This window comes from Acinetobacter sp. QJM3NY_42 (assembly GCF_056173745.1).
This window is the reverse complement of the sequence record NZ_CM149689.1, coordinates 2,219,882-2,244,201: the sequence shown is the minus strand read 5'-3', so window position 1 is coordinate 2,244,201 and position 24,320 is coordinate 2,219,882. Positions and strand designations below refer to the sequence as shown.

The 24,320-nt window shown below is 39.6% G+C and carries 21 protein-coding genes and 1 pseudogene; 10 read left to right on the top strand and 12 right to left on the bottom strand.

Annotated features, from left to right (window positions below):
• Positions 1–8 precede the first annotated feature (8 nt).
• On the bottom strand, positions 9–560 hold the full coding sequence (gene rsmD / locus AC0VYT_RS10650) for a 16S rRNA (guanine(966)-N(2))-methyltransferase RsmD (protein WP_005019105.1): 552 nt from the start codon (positions 558–560) through the stop codon (positions 9–11).
• A 2-nt stretch (positions 561–562) separates the two neighbouring features.
• On the bottom strand, positions 563–2,575 hold the full coding sequence (gene mrdA, locus AC0VYT_RS10645) for a penicillin-binding protein 2 (RefSeq protein ID WP_005019106.1): 2,013 nt from the start codon (positions 2,573–2,575) through the stop codon (positions 563–565).
• Between the two features lie 238 nt (positions 2,576–2,813).
• Between mrdA and AC0VYT_RS10640 the strand changes: the two genes are divergently transcribed.
• The 4 genes from AC0VYT_RS10640 to AC0VYT_RS10625 all read left to right on the top strand — a co-directional run bounded on the left by AC0VYT_RS10640 (position 2,814) and on the right by AC0VYT_RS10625 (position 5,743).
• Positions 2,814–3,326: a hypothetical protein gene (locus tag AC0VYT_RS10640; protein ID WP_005019112.1), complete on the top strand. Its 513-nt coding sequence runs from the start codon at positions 2,814–2,816 to the stop codon at positions 3,324–3,326.
• 60 nt (positions 3,327–3,386) lie between these two features.
• On the top strand, positions 3,387–4,700 hold the full coding sequence (locus AC0VYT_RS10635; RefSeq protein WP_005019113.1) for a DUF445 domain-containing protein: 1,314 nt from the start codon (positions 3,387–3,389) through the stop codon (positions 4,698–4,700).
• A gap of 106 nt (positions 4,701–4,806) precedes the next feature.
• Positions 4,807–5,466 carry an adenylate kinase gene (gene adk / locus AC0VYT_RS10630; protein ID WP_005019114.1) on the top strand — a complete coding sequence of 220 codons (660 nt, stop codon included), beginning with the start codon at positions 4,807–4,809 and terminating at the stop codon, positions 5,464–5,466.
• A gap of 91 nt (positions 5,467–5,557) precedes the next feature.
• Positions 5,558–5,743: a hypothetical protein gene (locus tag AC0VYT_RS10625; protein ID WP_005019115.1), complete on the top strand. Its 186-nt coding sequence runs from the start codon at positions 5,558–5,560 to the stop codon at positions 5,741–5,743.
• Positions 5,744–5,750: 7 nt separating this feature from the next.
• On the opposite strand, the gene nth is transcribed toward AC0VYT_RS10625, so the two are convergent.
• Both nth and AC0VYT_RS10615 read right to left on the bottom strand, forming a co-directional pair.
• The gene (nth, locus tag AC0VYT_RS10620; protein ID WP_005019116.1) at positions 5,751–6,467 is read right to left on the bottom strand and encodes an endonuclease III; all 717 of its coding nucleotides are present in this window, start codon (positions 6,465–6,467) and stop codon (positions 5,751–5,753) included.
• On the bottom strand, positions 6,464–7,264 hold the full coding sequence (locus tag AC0VYT_RS10615) for an RnfABCDGE type electron transport complex subunit B (RefSeq protein ID WP_005019117.1): 801 nt from the start codon (positions 7,262–7,264) through the stop codon (positions 6,464–6,466). The genes nth and AC0VYT_RS10615 overlap by 4 nt, the downstream gene beginning before the upstream one ends.
• A gap of 335 nt (positions 7,265–7,599) precedes the next feature.
• Between AC0VYT_RS10615 and gdhA the strand changes: the two genes are divergently transcribed.
• The gene (gene gdhA / locus AC0VYT_RS10610; protein ID WP_005019118.1) at positions 7,600–8,943 is read left to right on the top strand and encodes an NADP-specific glutamate dehydrogenase; all 1,344 of its coding nucleotides are present in this window, start codon (positions 7,600–7,602) and stop codon (positions 8,941–8,943) included.
• A gap of 67 nt (positions 8,944–9,010) precedes the next feature.
• Here the strand turns inward: gdhA and AC0VYT_RS10605 are convergent, their stop codons facing one another.
• The 3 genes from AC0VYT_RS10605 to rlmH all read right to left on the bottom strand — a co-directional run bounded on the left by AC0VYT_RS10605 (position 9,011) and on the right by rlmH (position 11,646).
• The gene (locus AC0VYT_RS10605; protein WP_005019121.1) at positions 9,011–10,114 is read right to left on the bottom strand and encodes an META and DUF4377 domain-containing protein; all 1,104 of its coding nucleotides are present in this window, start codon (positions 10,112–10,114) and stop codon (positions 9,011–9,013) included.
• 158 nt (positions 10,115–10,272) lie between these two features.
• Positions 10,273–11,049, bottom strand: coding sequence for a dioxygenase family protein (locus AC0VYT_RS10600; RefSeq protein ID WP_005019122.1), 777 nt, complete (start codon positions 11,047–11,049; stop codon positions 10,273–10,275).
• A gap of 117 nt (positions 11,050–11,166) precedes the next feature.
• The gene (gene rlmH, locus AC0VYT_RS10595) at positions 11,167–11,646 is read right to left on the bottom strand and encodes a 23S rRNA (pseudouridine(1915)-N(3))-methyltransferase RlmH (RefSeq protein WP_005019124.1); all 480 of its coding nucleotides are present in this window, start codon (positions 11,644–11,646) and stop codon (positions 11,167–11,169) included.
• Positions 11,647–11,800: 154 nt separating this feature from the next.
• Here rlmH and AC0VYT_RS10590 point away from each other — a divergent pair, with 154 nt between their 5' ends.
• Positions 11,801–12,751 carry a M28 family peptidase gene (locus AC0VYT_RS10590; protein ID WP_476496664.1) on the top strand — a complete coding sequence of 317 codons (951 nt, stop codon included), beginning with the start codon at positions 11,801–11,803 and terminating at the stop codon, positions 12,749–12,751.
• 259 nt (positions 12,752–13,010) lie between these two features.
• On the opposite strand, the gene lon is transcribed toward AC0VYT_RS10590, so the two are convergent.
• A complete protein-coding gene (gene lon, locus AC0VYT_RS10585) occupies positions 13,011–15,437 on the bottom strand; it encodes an endopeptidase La (protein WP_005019126.1) in 2,427 nt (808 codons plus the stop codon).
• A gap of 152 nt (positions 15,438–15,589) precedes the next feature.
• On the bottom strand, positions 15,590–16,171 hold the full coding sequence (locus AC0VYT_RS10580) for a 5-formyltetrahydrofolate cyclo-ligase (protein ID WP_005019127.1): 582 nt from the start codon (positions 16,169–16,171) through the stop codon (positions 15,590–15,592).
• Positions 16,172–17,049: 878 nt separating this feature from the next.
• Here AC0VYT_RS10580 and AC0VYT_RS10575 point away from each other — a divergent pair.
• Positions 17,050–18,373, top strand: a pseudogene (locus AC0VYT_RS10575) (amidohydrolase).
• A 77-nt stretch (positions 18,374–18,450) separates the two neighbouring features.
• On the opposite strand, the gene AC0VYT_RS10570 reads toward AC0VYT_RS10575, so the two are convergent.
• The gene (locus AC0VYT_RS10570; RefSeq protein WP_005019130.1) at positions 18,451–19,479 is read right to left on the bottom strand and encodes an AraC family transcriptional regulator; all 1,029 of its coding nucleotides are present in this window, start codon (positions 19,477–19,479) and stop codon (positions 18,451–18,453) included.
• 114 nt (positions 19,480–19,593) lie between these two features.
• Positions 19,594–20,799, bottom strand: a complete 1,206-nt coding sequence (locus AC0VYT_RS10565; protein ID WP_005019134.1) for an alkane 1-monooxygenase — start codon at positions 20,797–20,799, stop codon at positions 19,594–19,596.
• Positions 20,800–21,634: 835 nt separating this feature from the next.
• On the opposite strand from AC0VYT_RS10565, the gene AC0VYT_RS10560 reads away from it, so the two are divergent.
• Together AC0VYT_RS10560 and AC0VYT_RS10555 are read left to right on the top strand one after the other, a co-directional pair.
• Positions 21,635–22,396 (top strand): sulfite exporter TauE/SafE family protein, encoded by a 762-nt coding sequence (locus tag AC0VYT_RS10560; RefSeq protein ID WP_005019137.1) that lies wholly within the window; start codon positions 21,635–21,637, stop codon positions 22,394–22,396.
• 187 nt (positions 22,397–22,583) lie between these two features.
• Positions 22,584–22,694, top strand: a complete 111-nt coding sequence (locus AC0VYT_RS10555; protein WP_016801167.1) for a hypothetical protein — start codon at positions 22,584–22,586, stop codon at positions 22,692–22,694.
• A 185-nt stretch (positions 22,695–22,879) separates the two neighbouring features.
• Here the strand turns inward: AC0VYT_RS10555 and AC0VYT_RS10550 are convergent, their stop codons facing one another.
• Positions 22,880–23,521: a LysE family translocator gene (locus tag AC0VYT_RS10550; RefSeq protein WP_005404390.1), complete on the bottom strand. Its 642-nt coding sequence runs from the start codon at positions 23,519–23,521 to the stop codon at positions 22,880–22,882.
• 138 nt (positions 23,522–23,659) lie between these two features.
• Between AC0VYT_RS10550 and AC0VYT_RS10545 the strand changes: the two genes are divergently transcribed.
• A complete protein-coding gene (locus tag AC0VYT_RS10545; RefSeq protein ID WP_005019140.1) occupies positions 23,660–24,130 on the top strand; it encodes an Lrp/AsnC family transcriptional regulator in 471 nt (156 codons plus the stop codon).
• The last annotated feature ends 190 nt before the right edge of the window (positions 24,131–24,320 follow it).

Here is a 24,320-nt window from a genome sequence, read left to right as displayed (position 1 = left end):
GGTCTGCGCTATTTACTCTGTTTCTGGTAAAGACCAGCTCTTACTGTACCAGCCTTGGTTTGCTTAAGCAGTTGCCAGTTCGCAGGCAACTGGAGCCACTGTAACTCCCGATCTGCTTCTACATAAATATAAGCCTGATCTTTAATGAGTGGATCAGCTAGCTCAGCAAGTTCCTGCCACAAGTCCAAGCTATAGGGAGGGTCTAAAAACACTACATCAAAGCTTTGTTGAAGTGTAGGTAAAACCTGTTGTGCAGTCGCAATCTTGAGCTGGCTGTTTTCAGCTTTTAACAGCTGACGGTTTTGCTGAAGGAAGCTGGCCTGTATAGTGTTGGGTTCAATCATAACAACTGAAGCGGCGCCACGTGACAAAGCCTCAAAAGCAAGTGCACCAGATCCTGCACAGATATCTAGAATATGGGCATTCTGGATTTCCCACATGAGCCAGTTAAACAGCGTTTCACGTACCCGGTCTGGAGTGGGCCGTAAGCCTTCAATACTGGCAAATGGCAGCTGACGCCGTTTCCATTCACCACCAATAATGCGGAGCTGGTTTTTCATCTTTAATCACTCTCTACATTTTGTACGCGGCTAGCCATATTGGATTGAACAACAGGCTGGTTTGAACCAGATGCTGTTTCAGGTGCAGGGATACCTGTAGTACCACTAGGTAGCTCTGCCGGTTTAATACCAGCAGTCATCAAGCCACCGCTGATCTGGTGTGCACTTGGGCGGATCGGATTTTTCTCTTTTTTGACCAGCCAGTAATCGAAAATGGGGCGGGCGAGCTGTGCAGCGGAACCACCATGACGACCATTTTCCCAAACTACCGCAATGGCAATTTCAGGATTTTCAGCAGGTGCAAATCCTACAAATAAGCCATGATCAAGCTGGCGTTCAGTAAGCAAGGATTCATTATAACGCTTGCCTTGTGCAATACTTTTAACCTGTGCTGTCCCTGTTTTTCCTGCAATATGATAAGACAGGCCACTACGGATTCCTTTACCTGTACCGGTTTGAATTACGTCCACCATGGCCTCACGCATCTTGATCCAGTCTTCAGGTGTTCCATTAAACTGGATTTTTCCATTGGTGCCGTTATGCACATGATAGGTTTTGGTCCCGCGGGTCTCACGTAAAACATGAGGCGTTACCCGGGAGCCCTGATTGGCCGTAATAGCTGTGGCAAGAGCCAGTTGTAGGGGAGAGGCAGTAAATGCACCCTGACCAATACTGACTGAAATTGTTTCACCTTTAAGCCATTTTGCTTTACGGGTACGCATTTTCCATTCAGGGTTAGGATACAGACCTTCGCTTTCGCTAGGCAGATCTACGCCAGTTTTTTCACCGAAACCAAACTGACGCATCCAGGTATTCATTTTCTCAATACCCATACGGTAAGAGAGCACATAGAAGTAAGTGTCGCATGATACATTTTGAGCTTTATGCAAATTTACCATGCCATGACCAGTTTTTTTATGGTCACGGAAACGGTGGCTGTCACCAGGCAAAGTAAAGTAACCCGGATCAGAAATAGCAGTATTCCAGTCGACATAACCATAATGAATACCACCTAATCCAAACATGGGTTTGATGGTTGAACCCGGAGGATAAGCTCCCTGTACGGCACGGTTATATAAAGGCTGATCCAGATTATCGCGAAGACCGCTATAGTCTGTATGGCTGATACCAGTTACAAATAAATTCGGATTAAAGCTGGGACTGGAAACCAGCGCTAGAATTTCACCAGTACGAGGATCAAGGGCAACAATGGCGCCACGACGGCCAGCCAGCTGTTCTGTGGCAACCATTTGCAGGCCATAATCAATAGAGAGATAAAGGTCATTACCACGAACCGGGTCTTTACGTCCCAAATTGCGTAACACATTACCATGTGCATCTGCCTCAACTGACTCGTTCCCGGGAATACCATGCAGCAGTTCTTCATAGGACTTTTCAACGCCAATTTTTCCAATCAAGTTGGTGCCGGCATACAGATCTTTATCAATTTTCTTAAGTTCTTTATCATTAATCCGGCCCACATAACCAATAACATGGGCAAATAGGTCGCCATGTGGATAATAACGAGTCATCTGGGTTTCAATATTGACTCCCGGAAACTGATATTTTAATTCGCTAAACTTGGCAATATCTGTCTCGGTCAGATTCATTTTGATTGCCACACGTTCAGTTTTTCTGGAAGCTTTGATTCGGCTTTCAAAACGGGCAATATCTTCAGGAGTCAGACTTAAAACTGGAGTAAGACGCGCCAGCGTAGCCTCAATATCTTCGATATCTGCACGGCTCATGGTCGCTGAAAATACCGGATAATTATCAGCCAGAAGAATACCGTTTCGGTCATATATATAGCCGCGGGCAGGTGCAATCGGTTGCAGGCGAATACGGTTTTTATCTGAAGCTGTACTGAACTCGTCATAATGCGCAATCTGCAAATATGCGTAATGTCCTGCGAGTAAAAGTAAAAAGAACGCCACAATACCCATTGTGATGAAAATGCGGCTACGATAAATCCGCTTTTCCTGCTGTTCATTTTTAAGGGGGAAATGCTGCTTCATACGGCGTACTTTGACCAAACGTACAGGGAGAACAAATGACCGGCTATTTTAGCCTATCATCATTTGGAATGATCAGTTATTTTTAAATAAAGTAAAAAATAAATAAGCTGCCCATTCTTTGACTTTATAGACAGCAAAATTCTAAAGTGCTGTATATAACAAGCATATTAATTCTGTTAAAGTCAGGAGTTAGGCCAGCTGGACTGCTGTTGTTTTTACAGGGAAAATGGAGAAAATAATGAGAAAAATCTATCCCTTACTGGCACTCTTTGTGCTGGTGAATGCTGCCCATGCCCAAAATTTACTTCAGGCCAAGCTGGGAGCAGGGGACGCTGCTAGCTGGAATGTAGGCGCAGGGATAACCCAGGAGCTTCTTCATCTTAATGCTGAATGGGTTAATCAATATGGTATTGCTTACACTAAAGCTGGTGTTTTTCTGGACGATGATAATCCGTTTGGTGCCCAAGTTGGCTTCCGTTATCCATATTATTTCACCGGAGAAGCTAAAAACGGTTACTATATCGGTGCCTATCTGGGACATCTCGACAGTCAATTTAACAATAACGAGTACAAGTCTCGTTTAGGTGCTGGTATAGATTTAGCATATGTCTGGCTCAGTCCTGAACGGATCAGTACTTTAAGTGTCGGACTGGGAGCGGCAGAAAAGTTTAAGAACCAGGCGGGTGAAGTAACTGCCGATACTGAACCTCAACTACAATTTTCTTACACCCTGAGTTTTGGCCTGAAGTAAAAATAGCGAACTTGATAACGTGAATAATTTAGCGAATAGAAATAAATACGAGAGTCATGCATGTTAGAGTACGTCAGTGAACTGTGGCAAACCTTTTCAAATCGACCTGATTTTTGGGCCGTGCTCAGCATTATTCCTGTCACAGCTTTTGTTACTTGGGCCCATGTCTGGATGGCACTGAAAATGGTGTTTTATCCAATCAATTTCTGGGGCTTTTACTTAGGTCCTATTCCAATTGGCTGGCAAGGAATTGTGCCGCGTAAAGCTGGCCGTATTTCGGGCATTATCACTGACAATACCTTATCTAAACTTGGGTCGCTTCAAGAGTTTCTCGAGGCAATGGACCCAGCCGATATGGCACGTATTATTGGTGAGCAGGTTGGTTTTGAACTGGAACACCTGATTGATGAGGTTATGCTGGACCGTAATGCTGTGCTCTGGGAAAATCTGCCTTATTCAATTAAACGCCGTATTTACGCACAGGCCCATAAGCAGCTTCCGGTTGTTCTGCATGACCTGGTCACTGAGCTTACCCTCAATGTAGAATCTCTAGTCAATATGCGTGAGATGGTGGTTCGCCAGATGGAAGGTGACCGTTTGCTCATGGTTCGCATGTTTCTGAAAGTTGGCCAGAAAGAGATTAACTTTATCTGGCATATTAGTGCCCTGATTGGTATGTTTTTTGGTATCTTCCAGATGATTGTCTGGTTTGTAGTGCCTTGGCACTGGACAGTTCCTTTCTGGGCATCCATCTGGGGGTTCCTGACCAACTGGATTGCAATCTGGATGGTGTTTAACCCGGTAGAGCCACATTACATTCGCTATCCACAGTTATTCCGTTTAACTAAAGACCGTAAATTCCCGTGGATTGTACCTGTCTTGCGTATAGGCCGTTATAATATGCAAGGCGCTTTTATGAAGCGTCAGGATGAGGTCTCTGATGTATTTGCAAGAGTAGTGACTGAAGACCTCATTACTTTAAAATCGATTATGACCGAAATGATGTACGGTACCCGTAGAGAGAAAACCCGTCGTATTGTAAAACGTCATATTAATGAAATTATGGAAACTCCGCTGGTTCGGACATCGTTACAGCTGTCTTTAGGGCCAAAAGAATACGCAAGACTCAAGACAGACTTGATCGATCGCTCAATTGAAATTACGATGGTGCCTGTGTGTGACCCGGCATTCAATGCGAGCCGTGCACAGAAGATCTATCAAATGTTTAGAGACCGTATTCGCGAATTGACGCCTAAAGAATTCCAGAACCTGTTACGCCCTGCGTTTCAGGAAGATGAGTGGATTCTGATTGTATTGGGCGGTGTAACCGGATTTTTCGCTGGTTTAATACATTTGTTTGTCGCCTTTTTATAATTGTTGATGGCTTCCTTCTTATAAAGAGTCGCCACAAGAAATGACAATTACAACGCTAGTTATTATGTAAATGTCGAATACATTGTTAAAATGAGGATGTTTTTTTATGCGCATTATCTTACTCGGACCACCTGGAGCAGGCAAAGGCACTCAGGCTCAGTTGATCTGTAAGCGCTACAATATCCCACAAATTTCAACCGGTGATATGCTCCGTGCTGCAATTCGTGAAGGTACTGAATTAGGTCTTAAAGCTAAAAGTGTGATGGATGCTGGTGGTCTGGTGTCTGATGAGCTGATCATCGGACTGGTTAAAGAACGCATTGCTCAGCCAGATTGTGAAAATGGTTGTATCTTTGACGGCTTTCCTCGTACCATTCCGCAAGCTGAAGCGCTGGAAAAAGAAGGCATAGCCATCGATCATGTCATTGAAATCGATGTACCGGACGAAGAAATTGTAAAACGTCTCTCTGGTCGCCGTCAGCATCCTGCCTCTGGCCGTGTATACCACATCGTCTATAACCCGCCTAAAGTAGAAGGTAAGGATGATGAAACTGGTGAAGATCTGGTACAGCGTCCGGATGATCTTGAAGAAACTATTCGTAAGCGTTTAGGTTCATATCATACTGAAACTGAGCAGCTGGTAGGTTTTTATCAGGGCCGTGCTGCCTCTGGTGAAAATGCACCAACTTATAATAAATTAAATGGCTTGCGTGCTATTGATGAAGTTCAGACTGAACTGTTTGCTATTTTAGACCAGACCAAATAAAACTCGGGTAAGCTCGAGATTCTTTTGACTTTAAAAGGGTCCTAAGCCATATTAGGACTCTTTTATTTTATGCAGAGCAGAGGATGGATCAATGCTGAAAATTGGCTTGATTATCTTGGTCATTGTTTTTTTTATTATCTTGCTGGCCTTGCTTTATCAAAGTCAAAAAATGTTACGTGCTGTAGAAAAGCAGGAAGCTCAGGAAAAAGCCAACAGACCAGCGCCTAAACGTCGACTGCATCCTAAACTTCAGGCACAGCAAAAGCAGAAGAAATAAAAATATCTTACTTATCTGAAAGTTGTGGAATTAATGTGGTGATGGCCTGTTCTGCGCCCAAGGCATAACGGTCCGGCCAGTTACATACATCGGCCACCACACATTCAAAACATTTTGGCTTACGTGCTATGCAGGTGTAACGACCGTGTAAAATCAGCCAGTGATGTGCATCAACTATAAATTCTTTCGGTATTACTTTTAATAGCTGCTGCTCGACTTCTAGTACGTTCTTACCTGGTGCGAGGCCAGTCCGGTTACCTACTCGAAAAATATGAGTATCTACAGCCATAGTCGGCTGCCCAAATGCGGTATTGAGTACTACATTGGCTGTCTTACGGCCTACACCAGGCAAAGCTTCAAGCTCTGCACGAGTTTCTGGAACTTGGCCATTATGCTGTTCAATCAGAATTTTACAGGCTTTAATCACATTTTCTGCTTTGGCATTATAAAGGCCAATTGTCTTGATATAGGCTTTTAAACCCTCGACACCTAAGGCATAGATGGCCTCCGGCGTATTAGCCACAGGAAAAAGTTTGTCGGTTGCTTTATTTACACTTACATCCGTAGCCTGAGCCGAAAGTGTAACTGCAACCAGTAGCTCAAAAGGGCTAGAAAACCTGAGTTCGGTGGTAGGGTGAGGGCGCTGCTGGCGTAAACGCTCAAAAAAAGTATAAACCTGTTTTTTATTCATTTTTTTTACAGGTTTGCTGGTTACTGTACTCATTTTGACGATTCCTGTAGAGCCTGTAACTGCCGGTTTAATTCTATTAGCTGTGTCTGTTTTTGTGCATCTTCACGTACAGAGAGCTGTTTTTCCAGTTTTTTAATCTGTGTACGTATTTTGGCGAGTTCAATTGTTGTCTGTGCACTTACCGTGTTCTGAACAGATATATCTTTCTGTTTTACTTCAATCGCTGGAACTGCATCAGTCTGCTGGGAGAAGCGTGCAAACAGTTCGCTGTCGATCTCCGCACGTACAACAGGACCTTTCCGATACATCCGTCGAGTTTCCTCACGTTGGATATGCGCATAATAACGGCGGCGTAAATCGTTCTGCTCCTGAATCCGTAAATCTTCTGTAGGCAAGGGCTGAACATCTTCAATCAGGTCGATACAGTCAACCGGGCAGGGGGGAATACACAATTCACAGCCAGTACACAGGTCAGTCAATACAGTATGCATGAGCTTACCACTGCCTATAATGGCATCCACTGGGCAAGCACTAATACATTTGGTACAACCAATACATTCATCTTCACGAATTACTGCTTTCATGCGTTGCGGACGTCCATCCGCCTGAATTGGCCAGACACTTTCTTCAGCTTTTAGTGCTCCACGATCGAGCAGTTTTGCCAAAGCATCTGCTACCGGCTGCCCCCCAGGAATGCATTTATTGGCGGCTTCACCTTCAGCAATAGCCTGCGCATAAGGCAGGCATCCATCACGATGCCCACATAGTCCGCATTGGGTTTGTGGTAGAAGGGCATCAATTTGGCGAATCATGGAAATGGTTGAATTCATGGTCAAATCATAAGTGCACAGCAAAAAACAGGAAAAGCAGAAAAATGCCTGATCAGAAATAGTATTTTAACATATCTCAGCGCTATAATTTGCCGAGTTTCACTGTAATGTTTCAGTAAATGGGTAATATTGACAAGTGATTAACTGATCAGAATTATGATTAAAAGTGATATAATTCATAAAAAAAAGTAATTTAATTATCATTTTAATTAAACTTTTTTTAAAAAAGTCTTGTGCTAGCAGTGTAAACGATATTTAATAATTTGCGCCAAAATATATCACTTTGAGTAAATTTTTGCACAATTTTGAATCACCTTTCTGCAGAGGACTAAGCGTTGAAATATAACAGCCTTAACGACTTCTTAGACTACGTCAAAGCACGTGATCCACATCAACCAGAGTTTTTACAAGCTGTAGAAGAGGTGATGACCAGTTTATGGCCTTTTATTGAAAAGAACCCAAGTTATGCAGAACATGGCCTGCTTGAGCGTTTAGTCGAACCAGAACGTGCAATCCAGTTTCGTGTTTCCTGGGTAGATGACCAAGGTCAAACTCAGGTTAACCGTGCATTTCGAGTACAATATAATTCGGCAATTGGGCCATTCAAAGGTGGAATGCGCTTTCATCCTTCTGTAAACCTTTCTATTCTTAAGTTTCTTGGTTTCGAGCAAACTTTTAAAAATGCATTGACCACATTACCAATGGGTGGTGGTAAGGGCGGTTCTGATTTTGACCCTAAAGGTAAATCAGAAGGCGAAATCATGCGTTTTTGCCAAGCATTAATGATCGAGCTTTATCGTCATTTAGGCTCAAATACCGATATTCCTGCGGGGGATATTGGAGTAGGCGGTCGCGAAGTTGGCTACATGGCCGGCATGATGAAAAAACTCAGCAATGACACTTCATCTGTATTCACGGGTAAAGGCCTGTCATTTGGTGGCAGTCTGGCCCGTCCCGAGGCTACCGGTTACGGTACTGTGTATTTTGCAGAAGAAATGCTTAAAACCCGTAATGAGGTTTTCCAGGGTAAAGTGGTTGCAATCTCGGGTTCTGGTAATGTTGCCCAATATGCTGCAGACAAGGCTATGTTCTTGGGTGCTAAAGTAGTATCCCTGTCTGATTCAAACGGTACTGTCTACGTAAAAGATGGCTTTACTGATGAATTACTTGCAGAGGTCATGGAACTTAAAAATGTGAAGCGTGGCCGTATGTCAGAATTCGCTTCCAAGCATGGATTTGAATATCTTGAAGGTAAACGTCCTTGGGGAATTAAATGCGACATCGCACTACCATGTGCTACACAAAATGAACTCGATGGTGATGATGCACGTCAACTGTTAGCTAATGGAGTGATGTGTGTGGCCGAAGGTGCCAACATGCCTTCTACCCTTGAAGCAGTAGAAGAGTTTGTTAAAGCAAAAATTCTTTATGCACCAGGCAAGGCATCAAATGCAGGCGGCGTGGCTACCTCAGGTTTAGAGATGTCTCAGAATGCACTGCGTTTAGGCTGGAGCTTTGAAGAGGTGGATGAGCGTCTGCATGCGATCATGAAAGAGATTCACCGCAACTGTGTAAAATATGGTACCCAGGAAGATGGTACTGTCAATTATGTAGATGGTGCTAACATTGCTGGTTTCGTAAAAGTTGCTGATGCCATGCTGGCACAGGGCGTATACTAAGTTTTTCTAAAATTACTTATAAAAAACCGATGCATTGGCATCGGTTTTTTATTATTTAGATATAAACTTAAGGCTTTTTAATAGTCTCCTGTTCTACAGTCATATCATGTACATATGCATATTTTGATTGATCGGCAGCAACATTTTTACGTTCATAGCGCTTTACCCGTACGATGACTCGCTGGTTAGGGTCATGCTTAAAACCTTCAATATGATCATAAAATAATGTCCAATCTTTATCGACCTGCATTTTTATACCTTTATCATCATATTTGATTTCACGCACTTGCAGGCAGGTTTGTGGTGCAACTCCTGTACATGACTTGGTTTCAGGTGCTATTTCTAGAAAAATAGTTTCACCTTGAGACTGATATTGGGCTTCAGGGGTCATGTTACCCTTAAATGTATAACTTTGACCTTGGGTATCTTTCAAGATCAGGGTTGGCTGTTCAGGGTTCGCCAGATTGAGTTCAAAAGGAATACTGCGTTTTTGAAATAGGGAACTGGAGAACTGCTCCTGTTTCATTAATACCGGATCACATGCCATCTGCGTTGAAACTAAGTCACCAGTTAATATCTGACCATTTTCAATTTTCCAGCTTGTACCCTGACGGTTACATCCGGTATCAATTCCAATCCGGTCATTGGAAAAATTCAACAGGATAGGTTCTTTGGAACCTTCCGGTTGATAGGTCCAGTTATAAGAAGTTAAAGCACTATGTTCAAGCATTTTACTACCTTTAAACACGTGCTTTTGCCCCTTTGTATCTGTAATGGTTAAAATGGCCTGACCATTCGCTAAGCTAATATCAAAATTTGAACGTGCTTCATTGAAGATACTGCTAGAGAGTTGTTCCTGTTTCATTAAGTCTGACTGGCAGGCCATCATTGTTGAAATCAGATGAGAAGTTACCAATTTACCTTCTTCAATTTTCCAGCTGCCGCCTTGTCCGTTACAGCCAGTCTGTATAGATAATTGATGATTATCTATAAAATTGATGACTAGAGGTTTAGAAGCTTGAGAATTCTGGTAAGTCCAGCTATAGGCAGAGAGCTGCTGCTCAGTATCGGTTTGTTGTGAGACATGTGGCTGCTTTTGATGCGGCTGAATAGATTGGCAAGCCATTAAAGAAAAAGGAAGCAGGGCAAGAAACAAATATTTCAATTTCATTTTAAATCTTTTGTTACAACTAAATTAGAGCATAGCTTAAGGCATCGTTCAGCTCATAAAAACCGAACTGGTTAGGTTTTTAGTTTTAAAACGTATTGTTTTGTAACTTCAAATGAGGGTTTCAAATGAAGTTTTCCTAAGCATAGTGAATATTTGTACTAATCAAACCTGTAAATATCCATTCCTAAAGCCCCCATAGAAAAACTGCTATGAACCAGACTGAATCTTGAGCCAGTTCCCATAGCAAAGAAAAGGGGAGCTAAATGCTCAAGAGTGGGATGATTCCGTGCAATATAAGGCAGATATTGCCAGTCAAGTACTTCATCATAACTGCTATGGCTGAGTTTACTCACCACATGGTTACGAAAAGTCGAAGCCCATTCAGGTACTTCAGACGTATTACCGTGCCAGTTTAACTCGGCCAGATTATGAGTGATGCTACCTGAACCAATCAATAAAATTTGTCGTTCACGTAGAGGCGCCAGCACTTGCCCAATTTGATAAATCTCATCAGCACTCATGCTCATAGGCAGCGAAATCTCGATTACCGGAATTTCTGCTTCGGGATACATGTGCAATAAAGGCATCCAGACACCATGGTCACGCGGGCGGATATTGTTTGCATGTGCCTGTATCTGTGCTTCAGCAAATAGATGCAAAATTTCTTCGGCCAGTTCCGGGTTACCCGGAGCACGATAGTGAATTTCATAAAGTTCGGCTGGAAAGCCACGAAAATCATGCCAAGTTTCGGGACGCGTTGCTATACTCACTTCCAGGGCCTGACTTTCCCAGTGAGCCGACATTACAATAATAGCTTCCGGTTTAGGCAGGTTAATGCTCAAACGTTCTAAGGCAGGTCCCACCTGTTCCGGATCAAGAGCGAGCATGGGAGAACCATGCGAAATAAATAAACCGGGGAGAGTCTGTAAATTCATGAGCGCCTGACCTGAGCAATTTAAATTAAACTTCATGATGCAGAAAAAAAGCCGCTTATTAAAGAAGCTTTATTTCAACGGTATGTTTCAAAAATGCAATTATGGGATTAAGAGCATTCAAGCGCGATGATAAGGATGATTATGATTAATACTCATTGCCCGATAAAGCTGTTCGATCAACATCACTCGGACTAAAGGGTGAGGTAAGGTCAGCTTGGAGAGTGACCAGTGCCAAGCTGCTGTTTTACGGACTTGATCTGAAAGCCCATCCGGTCCACCGATTGCCAGAGCTATATCGTGTCCTTCAAGCATCCAGCCTTTCATTGTCTCAGCCAGCTTCTCCGTGCTGAGTTCTTTTCCACCCACTTCTAGTGCAATTAGAATTTCGCTGGGTTTAAGCGTAGCGAGAATACTTTCACCCTCAATCTGGCAATATTTTAATATATCTGCGTCTGAGTCATTCTTGCCGCGTTTAGCCATGGGTAACTCAATGACCTGAGTTTGTACAAACGGTTGAATACGTTTGAAGTAATCTTCAAAGCCAGTCAAAACCCAAGCTGGCATTTTTTGACCTATGGTTAAAATACGGATTTTCATAACTGCTGTTTGGTATCAAAGTAACATTATTATAACGTTGAAATGCTATCTGTACTGATACAAAAAGACATAATGAAGCTGGAAAATAACCAGAAGGACAGGTTGCCCATACGAACAACAAGCCTGTCATGATAACAAATGGAAAAATAAGCGAATGTGGAATCGGTTGATATACAGATACTTAATTTTAATTATAAGCGGTTTTTTCTCATGTGTAGCAGCAGCTGATCTAAGCACATCTTTTAAGCAGGCAGATCCTTCTAATCTAGCAGTTTACATGAACCAGATTATTCGGCCGGGAGTTGCACGAAATTATAAAAATGTAGAGGAACTTAATCGGATCTCAGCACGATTAAAAGAGCAGATGCGTCTGTTCGGTATACCCTGTAACTATCAGACTTATGAAGTATACGGAAAAAATTATCGAAATGTCTTGTGCTATATCAATGTTGGCCGCTCAGATAAAATAATTATCGGTACACATTATGATGCTTTTGAAAAAACTTCTGGAGCAGATGCTAATGCCTCCGGAGTCGCTGGTGTACTTGAAATAGCACGCCTTCTGGCAGCAGAGCGCTCTTCTTTAAAGCATAATATCGAATTTGTCTTTTATACCTTAAAAGAGCAGCCATTTTTTAAAACTGCACAAATGGGAAGTTATATTCATGCCAAATCGGTCCAGCAGCAAAAAGAGCAGATTAAGGCAGCTTTCATACTTGATATGATAGGCTATTATGATATTAAAAATGTACAGCAGTATCCGGCAGGCATGAAATGGATATATCCAAGTCATGCTAATTTTATTGCAACCTTAAGTAATATACAGTCAAGCGATATCGGGAATGCTTACTGCGCATCAATGCAGAAGTTAAACCAGCTGGATTGCCAACGTATGGTAACACCTTCATTTCTGGCAGGGGCTGACTTTTCTGACCATTTTAACTATTGGCAATTTGATATTCCGGCAATTCTGATTACAGATACCGGAAAATACCGCAACAAGTTTTACCATACACAAGAGGACCGTATTGATAAGCTTGATACTGTAAAGATGGCTCAGGTAATTAACGGCTTAGCCTCTACCATTCTTGAATCTAACTTCTAAAATTAAAGTATTTAAGACAAAAAAACGCAGTCCTTAAAAGGGGCTAAAAGGACTGCGAAATAGGCCATCCGTCTGGAGATACAGATGGCCATCTAGTGTACGTTGTGAGAGAAAGTAAAGCCCACAGAACCGTATGTCTATACTGAATAAGATGGGGAAACTGCTCAGCTTTTTCAAGCTAAAATAAAGGCCACACATACTATATATACATTTTTTAACACAAAAAAGAGAGCCGAAGCTCTCTCTTTCTTATTTACCCTTAGTGGCGGGCTGTATTTGACTCTTCAACTGGTTTTACCAGAGGTTGCTTTGGAAGAGGTTTTGGCATAGAGGTTAAAGCAAGTGGCAAGATCTCATCGATACTTTTCACTGCCTTGATTTCTAGCCCTTCCTTCACATTTTCTGGAATTTCTGCAAGATCACGTACATTTTCTTGTGGAATGAAAACCAGCTTGATACCTCCACGGTGGGCAGCAAGCAATTTTTCTTTCAACCCACCAATACGCATTGCACGACCACCCAGACTGGTTTCACCTGTCATTGCAATATCTGCTCGAATTGCAATACCAGTAAATGCTGAAACAAGTGCAGTAGTTAAAGCAAGACCGGCAGATGGGCCATCTTTTGGTGTTGCACCTTCAGGCAAGTGAACGTGTACATCCGTTTCTTCAAAACGTGATGCCTCAATTCCAAGTTCATCTGCACGGGTACGCACTACTGTCATAGCCGCAGTAATCGATTCTTTCATAACATCACCCAAAGAACCGGTAGTAATGAATTTACCCTTACCTTTAACTGCTGCAACTTCAATAGTCAGTAATTCACCACCGACTGAAGTCCATGCCAGACCATTTACACGGCCAACTTGAGCTTCTTCTTCCGCCATACCAAAGTCAAACTTGTGTACACCCAGATAATCTGGCAAGTTTTCTGCAGTAACATCAACATGCAGATTTTTGGCTTTCTTGCTCACGGCTTCTTTCACGACTTTTCGCGCAATTTTGGAAACTTCACGCTCAAGACTACGTACACCTGCTTCACGAGTATAACGACGTACGATGTCACGAATCGCTTCTTCATGTACTGTTAACTCTTTAGCACGTAACCCGTTATCTTTAATCGCTTTAGGTACCAAATAACGATCAGCAATATTTACTTTTTCGTCTTCGGTATAGCCCGGCAAACGGATGACTTCCATACGGTCAAGTAATGGGCCCGGAATATCCATACTGTTTGCAGTACAGATAAACATGACTTCAGACAGGTCAAGATCCAAATCAAGGTAATGGTCATTGAACTTGTGGTTCTGCGACGGGTCAAGCACTTCAAGTAATGCAGAAGCAGGGTCACCTCGATAATCCTGTGCCATCTTGTCAATTTCATCAAGCAAAAACAGCGGATTCTTAACGCCGACTTTTGTCAGGGACTGCACAATTTTACCTGGCATCGCACCAATATAAGTACGACGGTGTCCACGTATTTCAGCTTCATCACGCACGCCACCTAAAGCCATACGCACAAATTCACGACCTGTAGCTTTAGCAATAGATTCACCAAGAGAGGTTTTACCTACACCTGGGGGGCCAACCAGACAGAGGATTGGTCCACGCAGCTTTTTCACACGCGACTGTACTGCAAGATACTCAACGATACGCTGTTTTACTTCATCTAGGCCATAGTGGTCAGCATCCAGGATTTCCTGAGCTTTATTCAGGTTAATACTAACTTTGCTAGCCTTGTTCCACGGTGTATCTAAAATAACTTCCAGATAGTTACGTACCACAGCCGCTTCACTTGAAGCCGGTTGCATCGCTTTTAGCTTACGGAATTCAGCTTCAGCTTTTTTGCGTACATGTTCTGGCAGATCAGCTTCTGCGAGACGTTTTTCAATCTCGGCCACATCATCTTCAGCGCCACCATTCATGTCAGAGAGTTCGCGCTGAATAACCTTCATTTTTTCATTCAGGAAATATTCACGCTGATTCTTTTCCATCTGGCGTTTAACTGAATCATGCAAGGTCTGTTCTAGCTGTTGTTCTTCAGATTGCTGAAGCAGATAAGTCATCAGTTCTTGCAGATGAATTTCGAACTCATCATGTTCAAGGAACTTCTGCTTCACTTCAATATTAAGTGGAACTCGAGTCGCAACAAAGAATAACAGTTGCAGCAGATCTTCAATTTTATTGGCCGCCGCAATCAGCTCACGCGCATTACGCAATTTTGCTTCAGCATACTGGGCAAACAAGGTACGCAAATCTTGCAGGCGGGCATCTTGCTCTTCCTCGCTAGACTCTACAGTCATTGGACTAAGAGTATGCTCAGCGCTCAGATATTCTTCTGAGTCAATAATACGGGTAAGTTTAGAGCGATGCAGGCCTTCAATCAGGACTTTAATACAGTTTTCATCATTTTCATGATTCACAACTTGCACAATCTTCGCGACAGTACCGTATTGATAAAGGTTGTCGTGATCAATTTCTTCTGTAAGCGAATCTCTTTGTGCAACTACAAATACTAAATTGTCACTGTTACGAGCCACATCAACTGCATTGATCGATTTTTCACGACCCACAAATAACGCAATTTGCATGTGTGGATACACCACCACATCACGTAGCGCTAATAGTGGTAATACACTTGGAACCTGAGGCTCTAAGGTTTGTTCATTCATAAGATATTCGGACATGGGCACTCCTAATGAGTGACAACGGTGTTGCCATGACTTTTATAGTGATGGGTAATTTAAAAAATACAAGGGCCCATGCAGATAAATTGTTTTATTTTTAGATGAGATATGAAAAGTTCATAGTTTTAAACAAGTTAAACGTATAGTTAAGATTAAAAATAATGTATTTTCGTAGGTGTAACTAATGCATTTAAAGGTTGATCCCATTTTTCTCGCTTTAATCTTGAGGGAATAAACTGGAAATCATGTGCTACTCCTAACCGGTACGGATACTGTGCGGCCTGAGCCAAGGTACGATCATAATAGCCTCCGCCCATACCAATGCGTGTCCCGCTAGAGTCACAAGCAAGCAACGGCATTAAAATTAAATCTAATACAGTAACATTACAGCCACGGCCTGCCATGGGCTCCTTCATGCCTAATGGATGATAGGCAAAGCACTGATTGCGATACTGATCACGACTTATAGAAACCCAAACCAGTTTTTGACTCATGTTGCAGATCATAGGTAAGTAAACTTTCTTACCTTTTTTAAAACAGTACTCAATAATTTTACGTGTATGGATTTCACCAAAAGCATTCAGGTAAATACCGACTTTATTAGCATGTTGAAACCTTGGCATTTTTATAAGATGTGTCAGCACTTTTTGTTCAGATTGCCGATGCTCAAAAATACTGACTTGGCGGCGTTGAGAACGCAGAGATCGCCGTAAAGAGTGAAGAGAAGTGGACATAACAATTTCAATTACTTTCCAAGTTAAATCGATTTAAAGACTGATGATCTATAAACTGATCAGACAGCTATCTTATTATTAACATGTTATATTGTTCCAATAAGATAATTTGTCTCTGTACCCTTAACCAGACTTTATACTATCACAATCTTATTTTAGTATCAGCTCGCAGCTATAACAGAGCAACGGAAAAATTCTGCTATTACGGCAGTGATTAAAAAATGATAGACTGTAATAATAGATTATTTAATATTATTATTAAATTTGATTCATTATATTCTTATCAGTCATATGTATATCCACTTTAGAGTAAATCTTATATAAATAAAATGATGTTATATTCTGAATATTATAAAACTTGAAGTTGCAATAAACTAATTGTGTGTCACACATGTTATAATAGTTATTATAGTAGTAAACTAAAAATTAGAAAAGTAAAACTAGCTAATAATTATGGCTCTGAAGGATTATAAATATGTGGATTAGTTTTCTAAAGTCTTGAGAAATTTATTGAAATATATAAAATAATTATTATTGATCTAGAATCTATTAATTATACTATAACATAAATTTAAAACTACTATTTTATTTTCCTATAAAAATTTTTAATTAATAGTTTAATTGTATTTATAATAATTTTTTTATTAAAAAACAACTTGTATTTTTTGGTTAATCTTATGCATCTTGGAACCTTGTAAGTATGTTTTTATATAAAATTTAATAAGAAAAGTTAAGAATAAAATATAATTCATTATAAAAAATCTGTAAAATATTTTTTATTAATTTAATTTAATTTAATTTAATTTAATTAAATATTGAAAAATGAATAATTTTAACGATTAAAATAGGAATATTTTGTGTATTTAAAAAAGAGTTTTATGATTATATATCTTATATTAGGTATACAACATTTAGCATATGCAGACTGGATTAACCAAGCCGCTATGAAAGTTGAACCTCATACTATCCAGTTAAGCCACTATATTCATACAAATCCCGAGTTGGGAAATTTAAAATTTAAAACCTCTGAACTGGTACAAAAAAAACTTAATGCCTATGGTGCTGAGGTTAAAAAAGGCTTCGCAAAAACAGGTGTTATAGGTGTACTGAAAGGAGGAAGACCCGGACCGGTCATTGCACTACGTGCCGACATGGACGTTTTACCTATACAAGAAAAGGCTCCGGTTTCTTTTGCCAGTCAGGCTACAGGGTTATATGAGGGTAAAATAACGCCAGTTGCCCACGCATGTGGCCATGATGCTCATACTGCTATGTTATTGGGTACTGCGCAAGTTTTGGCTGAACATAGGGAAAAAGTTGCAGGTACAGTTGTATTTGTTTTCCAGCCTACCGAAGAAGGGGGAGCAGATATTGATAATTTTAGTCAGGGCGAACAGATAGGGTCAAGAAAAATGATCGCAGATGGTGCATTGAGTAATTCAAAGCCAGAAGTGATTTTTGGATTGCATGTTATGGCAGGTATGCCAAGTGGCCACTTATATTATAAAGATGGTGCTGTCTTAAATAGTGCTGATGGTGTCCGGATTACTTTAAACGGCTAACAGGTTGATGGTTCCATGCCATGGAAAGGAAGAGACTCGATTGTTGCTGCGGCAGACATTATTCAGAACATGCAAACACTGGTATCGCGTCGTACTGATCTTAGCAAGGGCATGGGCGTTATAAGTATAGATCAGATTCAAGGAGGAACCAGTGGCAATATTATACCGAAACAGGTATCGATGACCGGAACTATCCGCTCCAATCATGAATACATTCGCCAGAATATTTTAAAGAGCTTGCCTGAAATGATTGACCATACTGCAAAGGCCAATGATGTTCAGGCCAAGATAGAAATTTCTGCTTATGCTCCTATGACACTTAATGATAAAACTTTAACTCACCTTATGGCTCCCAGCTTAAAGTCAGTTGCAGGGGAGAATAAAGTTCATGTGCTGGAACAAAATGAAAGTGCCAGTGAGGACTTCGCGTATTGTGGCCAGATTATGCCAGCTTTATTTGTATTTCTAGGGGCTACCCCAACCGATCAGGACATGCACAAGGCAGCCCCTAACCATAGTCCCTACTTTATGATAGATGATAAAACTGTTAAAAACAGGAATAGTTTCACATATACGTTTTGTGATGGATTATCCAAAAATTGCCGGTCAGGTTCAGGCTGTCTGGAGAGTGAAAAAATAATAGAAATTCTTATAGAAATCAGAAAATAGAGATACTGATCCCTATTTTTGGCTACTTTTTTGGATGATAGAGATTTTTTATTGAAATTGCTGTCGATAAGCTTCTGGTGTAAGACCCACTAAAGCCTTAAAGGCACGGGAAAAATTAGAAGAAGATGAATAGCCGAGTTCATAGGCAATCTGGGTAATGCTGGCAGATGAATGACTCAGTCTCTCTTGTGCTTTTAATATGATGACTTGTTTTTTTATTCCATTGAAATCAGCATTTTTTCTATGTAACTGTCGTTGTAAGGTTTTGGATGAAACATGCAGTAATTCTGCACATTCGGTAAGAGTTGGCATTTGATAAGTATTTAAGAGAATCATTTTGATCCATTCAGGGAAATCCTGACTTTGGGTAATCTCTTTCATTTGTTCCTGACATTTAAACTCTACTGCTTTTAAGGTCATTTCATCTGCTAATGGCAGTTTATAAGCCAATAACTCCTGACTAAGGGTGATTTTTAAACTAGGGCGGTTAAGGGCATTAAAATGAAACCTGACCTGCTTTAACTGGTTAATTTGTTTAAGATGAGGTGGTTCAGGCAGAGATAAAAAAATAGAAAAGGATAAGAAAGGTGAATCGATCAAGTCATTAAGATTATTATGCAGGGCGATAGCAATCGCTTCAATGTGGAAATTCAACACAGATTGATCCATGTCCAGTTCAGGCTCAATCAGCCACTCGGCCTGCTGATTTTTATTGAAATAAATTGATGCTTTAAAACTTGGCATAATCAGACTGAAGTATTTGGTCACCAGCTTAAGAGCATGTTCAACTGTCTTAGAGGTCAAAATTGCATAACCTACCAAGCTATGTGAACTTAAGTGTAACGAGCGGCCAAGTTCAAAGGCCAGATCAGTATTTACCGGGAACCTTAAACAGTACTGAATTATTTTTTCTACTTGAGAAATAGATACTTTCAAGTCCGGTTGAGCCAGATACTGTTCTATATCGATATGCAGTTCCTCCAGAAATACCTGTATAGGAATATTTCTGGCTATGAGCAGTTCGACCAGTTTCAAATAGTAACGTACAGGTATAAGTGGAACATTCTTATTAATCATTTTAAAACAGCTCTGGTCTCCATACCGATAAAAACTTAAGCAATTCTCTCTATTATTTTCTAAAACTATAAGGAGAACTGGCAGTAACTTTATTTTCTGTATTATTTAATCAGTTTAAGATTGTTCAGTTCTGGTTTTAAACAAATGCACATATTTACCTAAAACCTTTTCTCGGGCTTTAGGATAAAAATTAATCTTATCTATATGACCATCATAGTGTTTAATCACACGTTCATCCATTAATTTAAACCACCATTTTGGAATTAGAGCGGGGAGAACCATACTGGCATAACCCGCGGGTAACTGTGGAACATTATCGTAATGGCGCAGGGACTGAAAGCTGCGGGTCGGATAGGCATGATGATCCGAATGGCGCTGTAGCTGATAGAGCAGTACGTTACTGAACCTGCTGTTATTGTTCCAGCTGTGTTCTGGCCGGGTACGGGCATACCGGCCATTACCTAAATCTTCACGTTTCAAGCCATAATGTTCCATGTAATTAACGACTTCAAACAACGTGATACCACAAAATGACTGCGTAAGCTGGGTTGGAATAATTCCTGCTCCAAACAGCTTTAGCATGAGCATGTGATAGGCAGCAGTTATTGTCCATCCATGAAACAGCTCATTCTCTAAAGACCAAAATGTTTTCCCTTTGCGGCCCAAGCGTCGTGTTTCAATTTCTATGGCTGACTTAAAGCTTCCAGTTACAGTTCTTGGCCAAAACTGCCAGAAACTTTCACCTAACTGCGAAGAAGCCGGATCTTCAGGGGTAGCTACACGACGGTGATGCCCATAAGGATGTTCAATACGGAAATGGTTATATCCTGTAGGGGCAAGACAAAGATGCGAAAGGTAATGTTCCAGTTTGCCTGACTTATGGCTCAGCTCATGTGCAGTATTAATTGCTACACCATTGACCAGACCAAGAATATGGCCAAAAAGAATACGCTCTTCCAGTGAAACTGCTTTTTGACTGACAAGATAATTACCATACAGATTGGCAATTATCTGTAAAGGAATAAACAATTTAACAACCCGTGCATAATAGGAATCATTCTCCAGATCAGTTACAGCTTCTTCAGGCGGATTTTCCGGGTCTTCTCCCATATACTTATCAATGGCTGGAATAATGATATGTAATGCCAGAGGACCCATATAAGTAAATAATTTCTTAGTAATTTTAGGGCCAAACTGATAACCCAAAAAGGTAGCATTGGCAATATTGGGTACAACCAGACCTAACAGCCAGAGTTTACGTTTTTTATCTGTGAATTTAACGGGCTCTGTGATCTTGTCTACTTGAGTAATTGCATTCATCATCTATTCCATGAATTATTTTATTTATTGATAAACTCAAGTATGACTTTAAAAGGTTGTAAGCAAAATTCATTAGCGGACATTTATTATTCATTTTAAGACAATAAAAGAGTGGCTACTGACTTAGCTTTATAAAAATAATAGTTTTTATGAGGTAATATCTGGTGATTAAAAATAATTAAGATCTTTATTAAGAAAAATAGAAGTATTGTTTTAATAAAACTATAGAATATTGTCTACTATTTTAATATTACTTAAATTTTTAGGATCATATTTAATCTTAACTTTATTTCCGACATGATAAAGTGGGATGTCCTCTTTATTTATAATGACTTTGATATTTGGACTTTCTACTACACCGGATGATATTTTAAATTTGAATCTCATGTAAAATAGAGGGCGATACTGTACATAAATAGCAGAATCTAGTACATAGCTGAGCTCAGCAATTGTAACTACTCCTCTTCTATAGAGAACTATTTTATAGAATAAATCTTTTAAAATTATTTTCCAGAAAATATAGGCAATAAAAAGCCCGAACCATAGAGAGAAAATAGTGTAAAATATTTCTTTTAAATTCATGTGGTTATGAAAATTTTTGTGGTTTGAAAGCAATATTTAATATACTTTGATTTCTGAGATAAACCAAGTAAAAATATAATCAGATATATTGATTATAAAAATTTAGATTTTTTATTATATTTTAATGCCCTACTTTAATTAAATTTTATTTCTAGGGCGATATTGATATAGGGAAGTAGAAAGATATTTATAAATAACTAAAGCCAAAGGCTGGTCATAAAAAGTTAAAAACTAATATTTGAGGAGGGCTGTATTGGATATTACTCTTATTCTTTTAGGCTTGTTTGCCTTTTGTGGAGGATTAATTGATGCGGCAGTGGGCGGCGGTGGCCTCGTTCAGTTACCGGCACTAATACATGCTTTACCCCAATATAGCTTGGCTACCGTATTTGGAACTAACAAGATTGCTGTCCTGGCGGGCACTTTCTCATCTATTTTTACTTATATAAAAAGAGTGAAAATAGTTTGGAAGCTGATATTTCCAACTATGATTTCAGCTTTTACCTTTGCTTTTCTAGGGGCAATGTCTGTTTCCCTTATTCCTAAAGAATTAATGAGATATATTGTTTTTTGTCTGTTGATTCTGATTGCAATATATACTTTTATTAAAAAAGATCTAGGAAAAACTCATACTGAGCTACAGTATGGTAAAAAAGAAATTGGTCTGGGCATACTTTTTGGTGGATTGATTGGCTTTTATGATGGAATTTTTGGTCCAGGCAGTGGTAGTTTTTTAATTTTCCTGTTTGTTAGAATTTTTTCATTCGATTTTCTTAATGCTTCAGCATCTGCAAAGCTTGTAAATCTGGGAACATTTACTGCCTCATTATTGTTTTTTATTCCTGCAGGCCATGTATTATGGAAAGTTGGTACCTTTGTAGGCATCTGCAATGTCTTAGGCTCCCTGGTCGGAACTATCTTGGCATTGCGATATGGTAGTGGTTTTATCCGTATATTTTTTCTTGTTCTTCTTATATTTTTGATTGGGCGAATGGGTCTTGAGCTTTTTAAATAGCCTAAAAAACAATCTGAAATTAAAAACAGATTAGTTTGAGTCTGTGGCTACTGTTAAAGATAAAAAAATTAAGCTTCATCTAAAGTGACCAGAGAATTTAAATGCTGAACAGGACTTTTTATGGTCGCGCTAATCTGTAAAAATGCGTTAAGATGGTGCAAATCGGGTTAAAGGCTGAGGTATCAGTATGAATTTTTTTAAAAAGAAAAATAAGGCAAGCTTTGTATTTTTTATTATTACGCTTTATGCACTGATCGGCTTTAGTTTAGGGTATTTCATATGGGAAGACCTTTTATAGCAGAAATGGATCAGGCAATAGCACTATGATTGATCACTGCTTAAATCAGTCGGCTAGCTGGAATCTGTTCATCATGTACCCATATCTGGCCAACAAATATACCTAGGCGCTTTGTTAGCTTTGTATAGCGACTTAAAACAATGTCTATAGAAAGCTAACCTGAAGATCTAGAAGTTATTTATAAATCAATTCGCTAATTTTAGCAGAATAACCTCTTTATAAAGCATGACTACAGCTAAGAAGCTCATCATTAAAGAAAGGCTTTTCAACAGTATTCTTTGTATTTTGATATTTTTAAGAATTTTCTTTATCTTCCATGAGAAAAATATATAGAGACTGCCAATAATAGAGAGAGTAATAACCGTGATAATAATAAGTAATAAACTATACTGTTGAAGCGAGTTTAACCCAAAAATAGCAGGGACCAAGGCAAGATAAAATGAAATGGTTTTAGGATTACTAAGAGTAATCAGTAAACCGTCTCTATAGGTTGAGAAAGTTTTATTTACATCCAGGACAGCCTGTTCTTGAACAAGATTTTCATTAAACATCCAGAATTTATAGGCGATGAATAATAAGTAAAAGCATGAGATAATGACAATATAGGCTGAAAAATTGGAACTCAATTGAGTAATATAAGAAATAAAAAAAATAGAAATAGATAAAAAAATAATATCTCCTGTAATCAGACCTAGAAGCATCAATATGCCACTCCAGTAGCCTTGGCTAAGTGTCTTAAACATTAACCCTGTCATGCCTGGTCCAGGCAGGAAAGCTGCCAATGCTAGCGTTAAACTGTAGGTGAAGATCTGGGTTAGAATATCCATACTATAAAGAATCAAATAAAAAACTGGCTTTATTTTTCTATAAAATCACAGAAAAAAATGATCTATTTATTCTATTAAAATTAAAAATTAAGGTATAAATTTAATTTTTATTATATTTATTGGAAATATTATACCCATATGCAAATCGATAAGACAGATGCCAGAATTCTGGAGCGTTTACAGGCAGATTCACGAATTACCAATTCTGAACTATCGGAATATATTGGTATGTCAACATCGCCGTGCTGGAGAAGAGTGAAGCAGCTAGAAGAAGCACAAGTTATTAAAGGTTATGGCGTGCTTATTGACCGAAAGAAAATAGGTCTGGGTGTGATGGTTTTTATAAGGGTTTCTATTGATAGCCATAGTGAAAAAGAGGCAAGGAAATTTGAAGAAGAAGTAATTGCTTTAGAGCATGTAGTAGCTTGTTATAGTATTGGTGGGGATGCAGATTTTTTATTACAGGTCGTTTCTCCCGATCTGGATACTTACGCTGAATTTTCAATGTCAGTGATCAGGCGTTTACCGGGCATAAAAGAAATGCAAAGTATGTTTGTATTAAAAGAAATAAAACCTTTTCTGTCTTTTCCAGTCAGAAGTCAAAGATAATTTTTATAAATTATTAAAATTTAAATTATTTTAGTGAAAACTGGTGTCTCCGGTGATGCCGCTGCATGTCGTTACCCTTGAACCCTAAAGTTCAGAGTTATCTAAAAAAATAGATTGATTTTAGACCATACAGAGCAATACCGGACTCTATAGAACAGTATAATTTACTATTGATTATTATATATTTAGG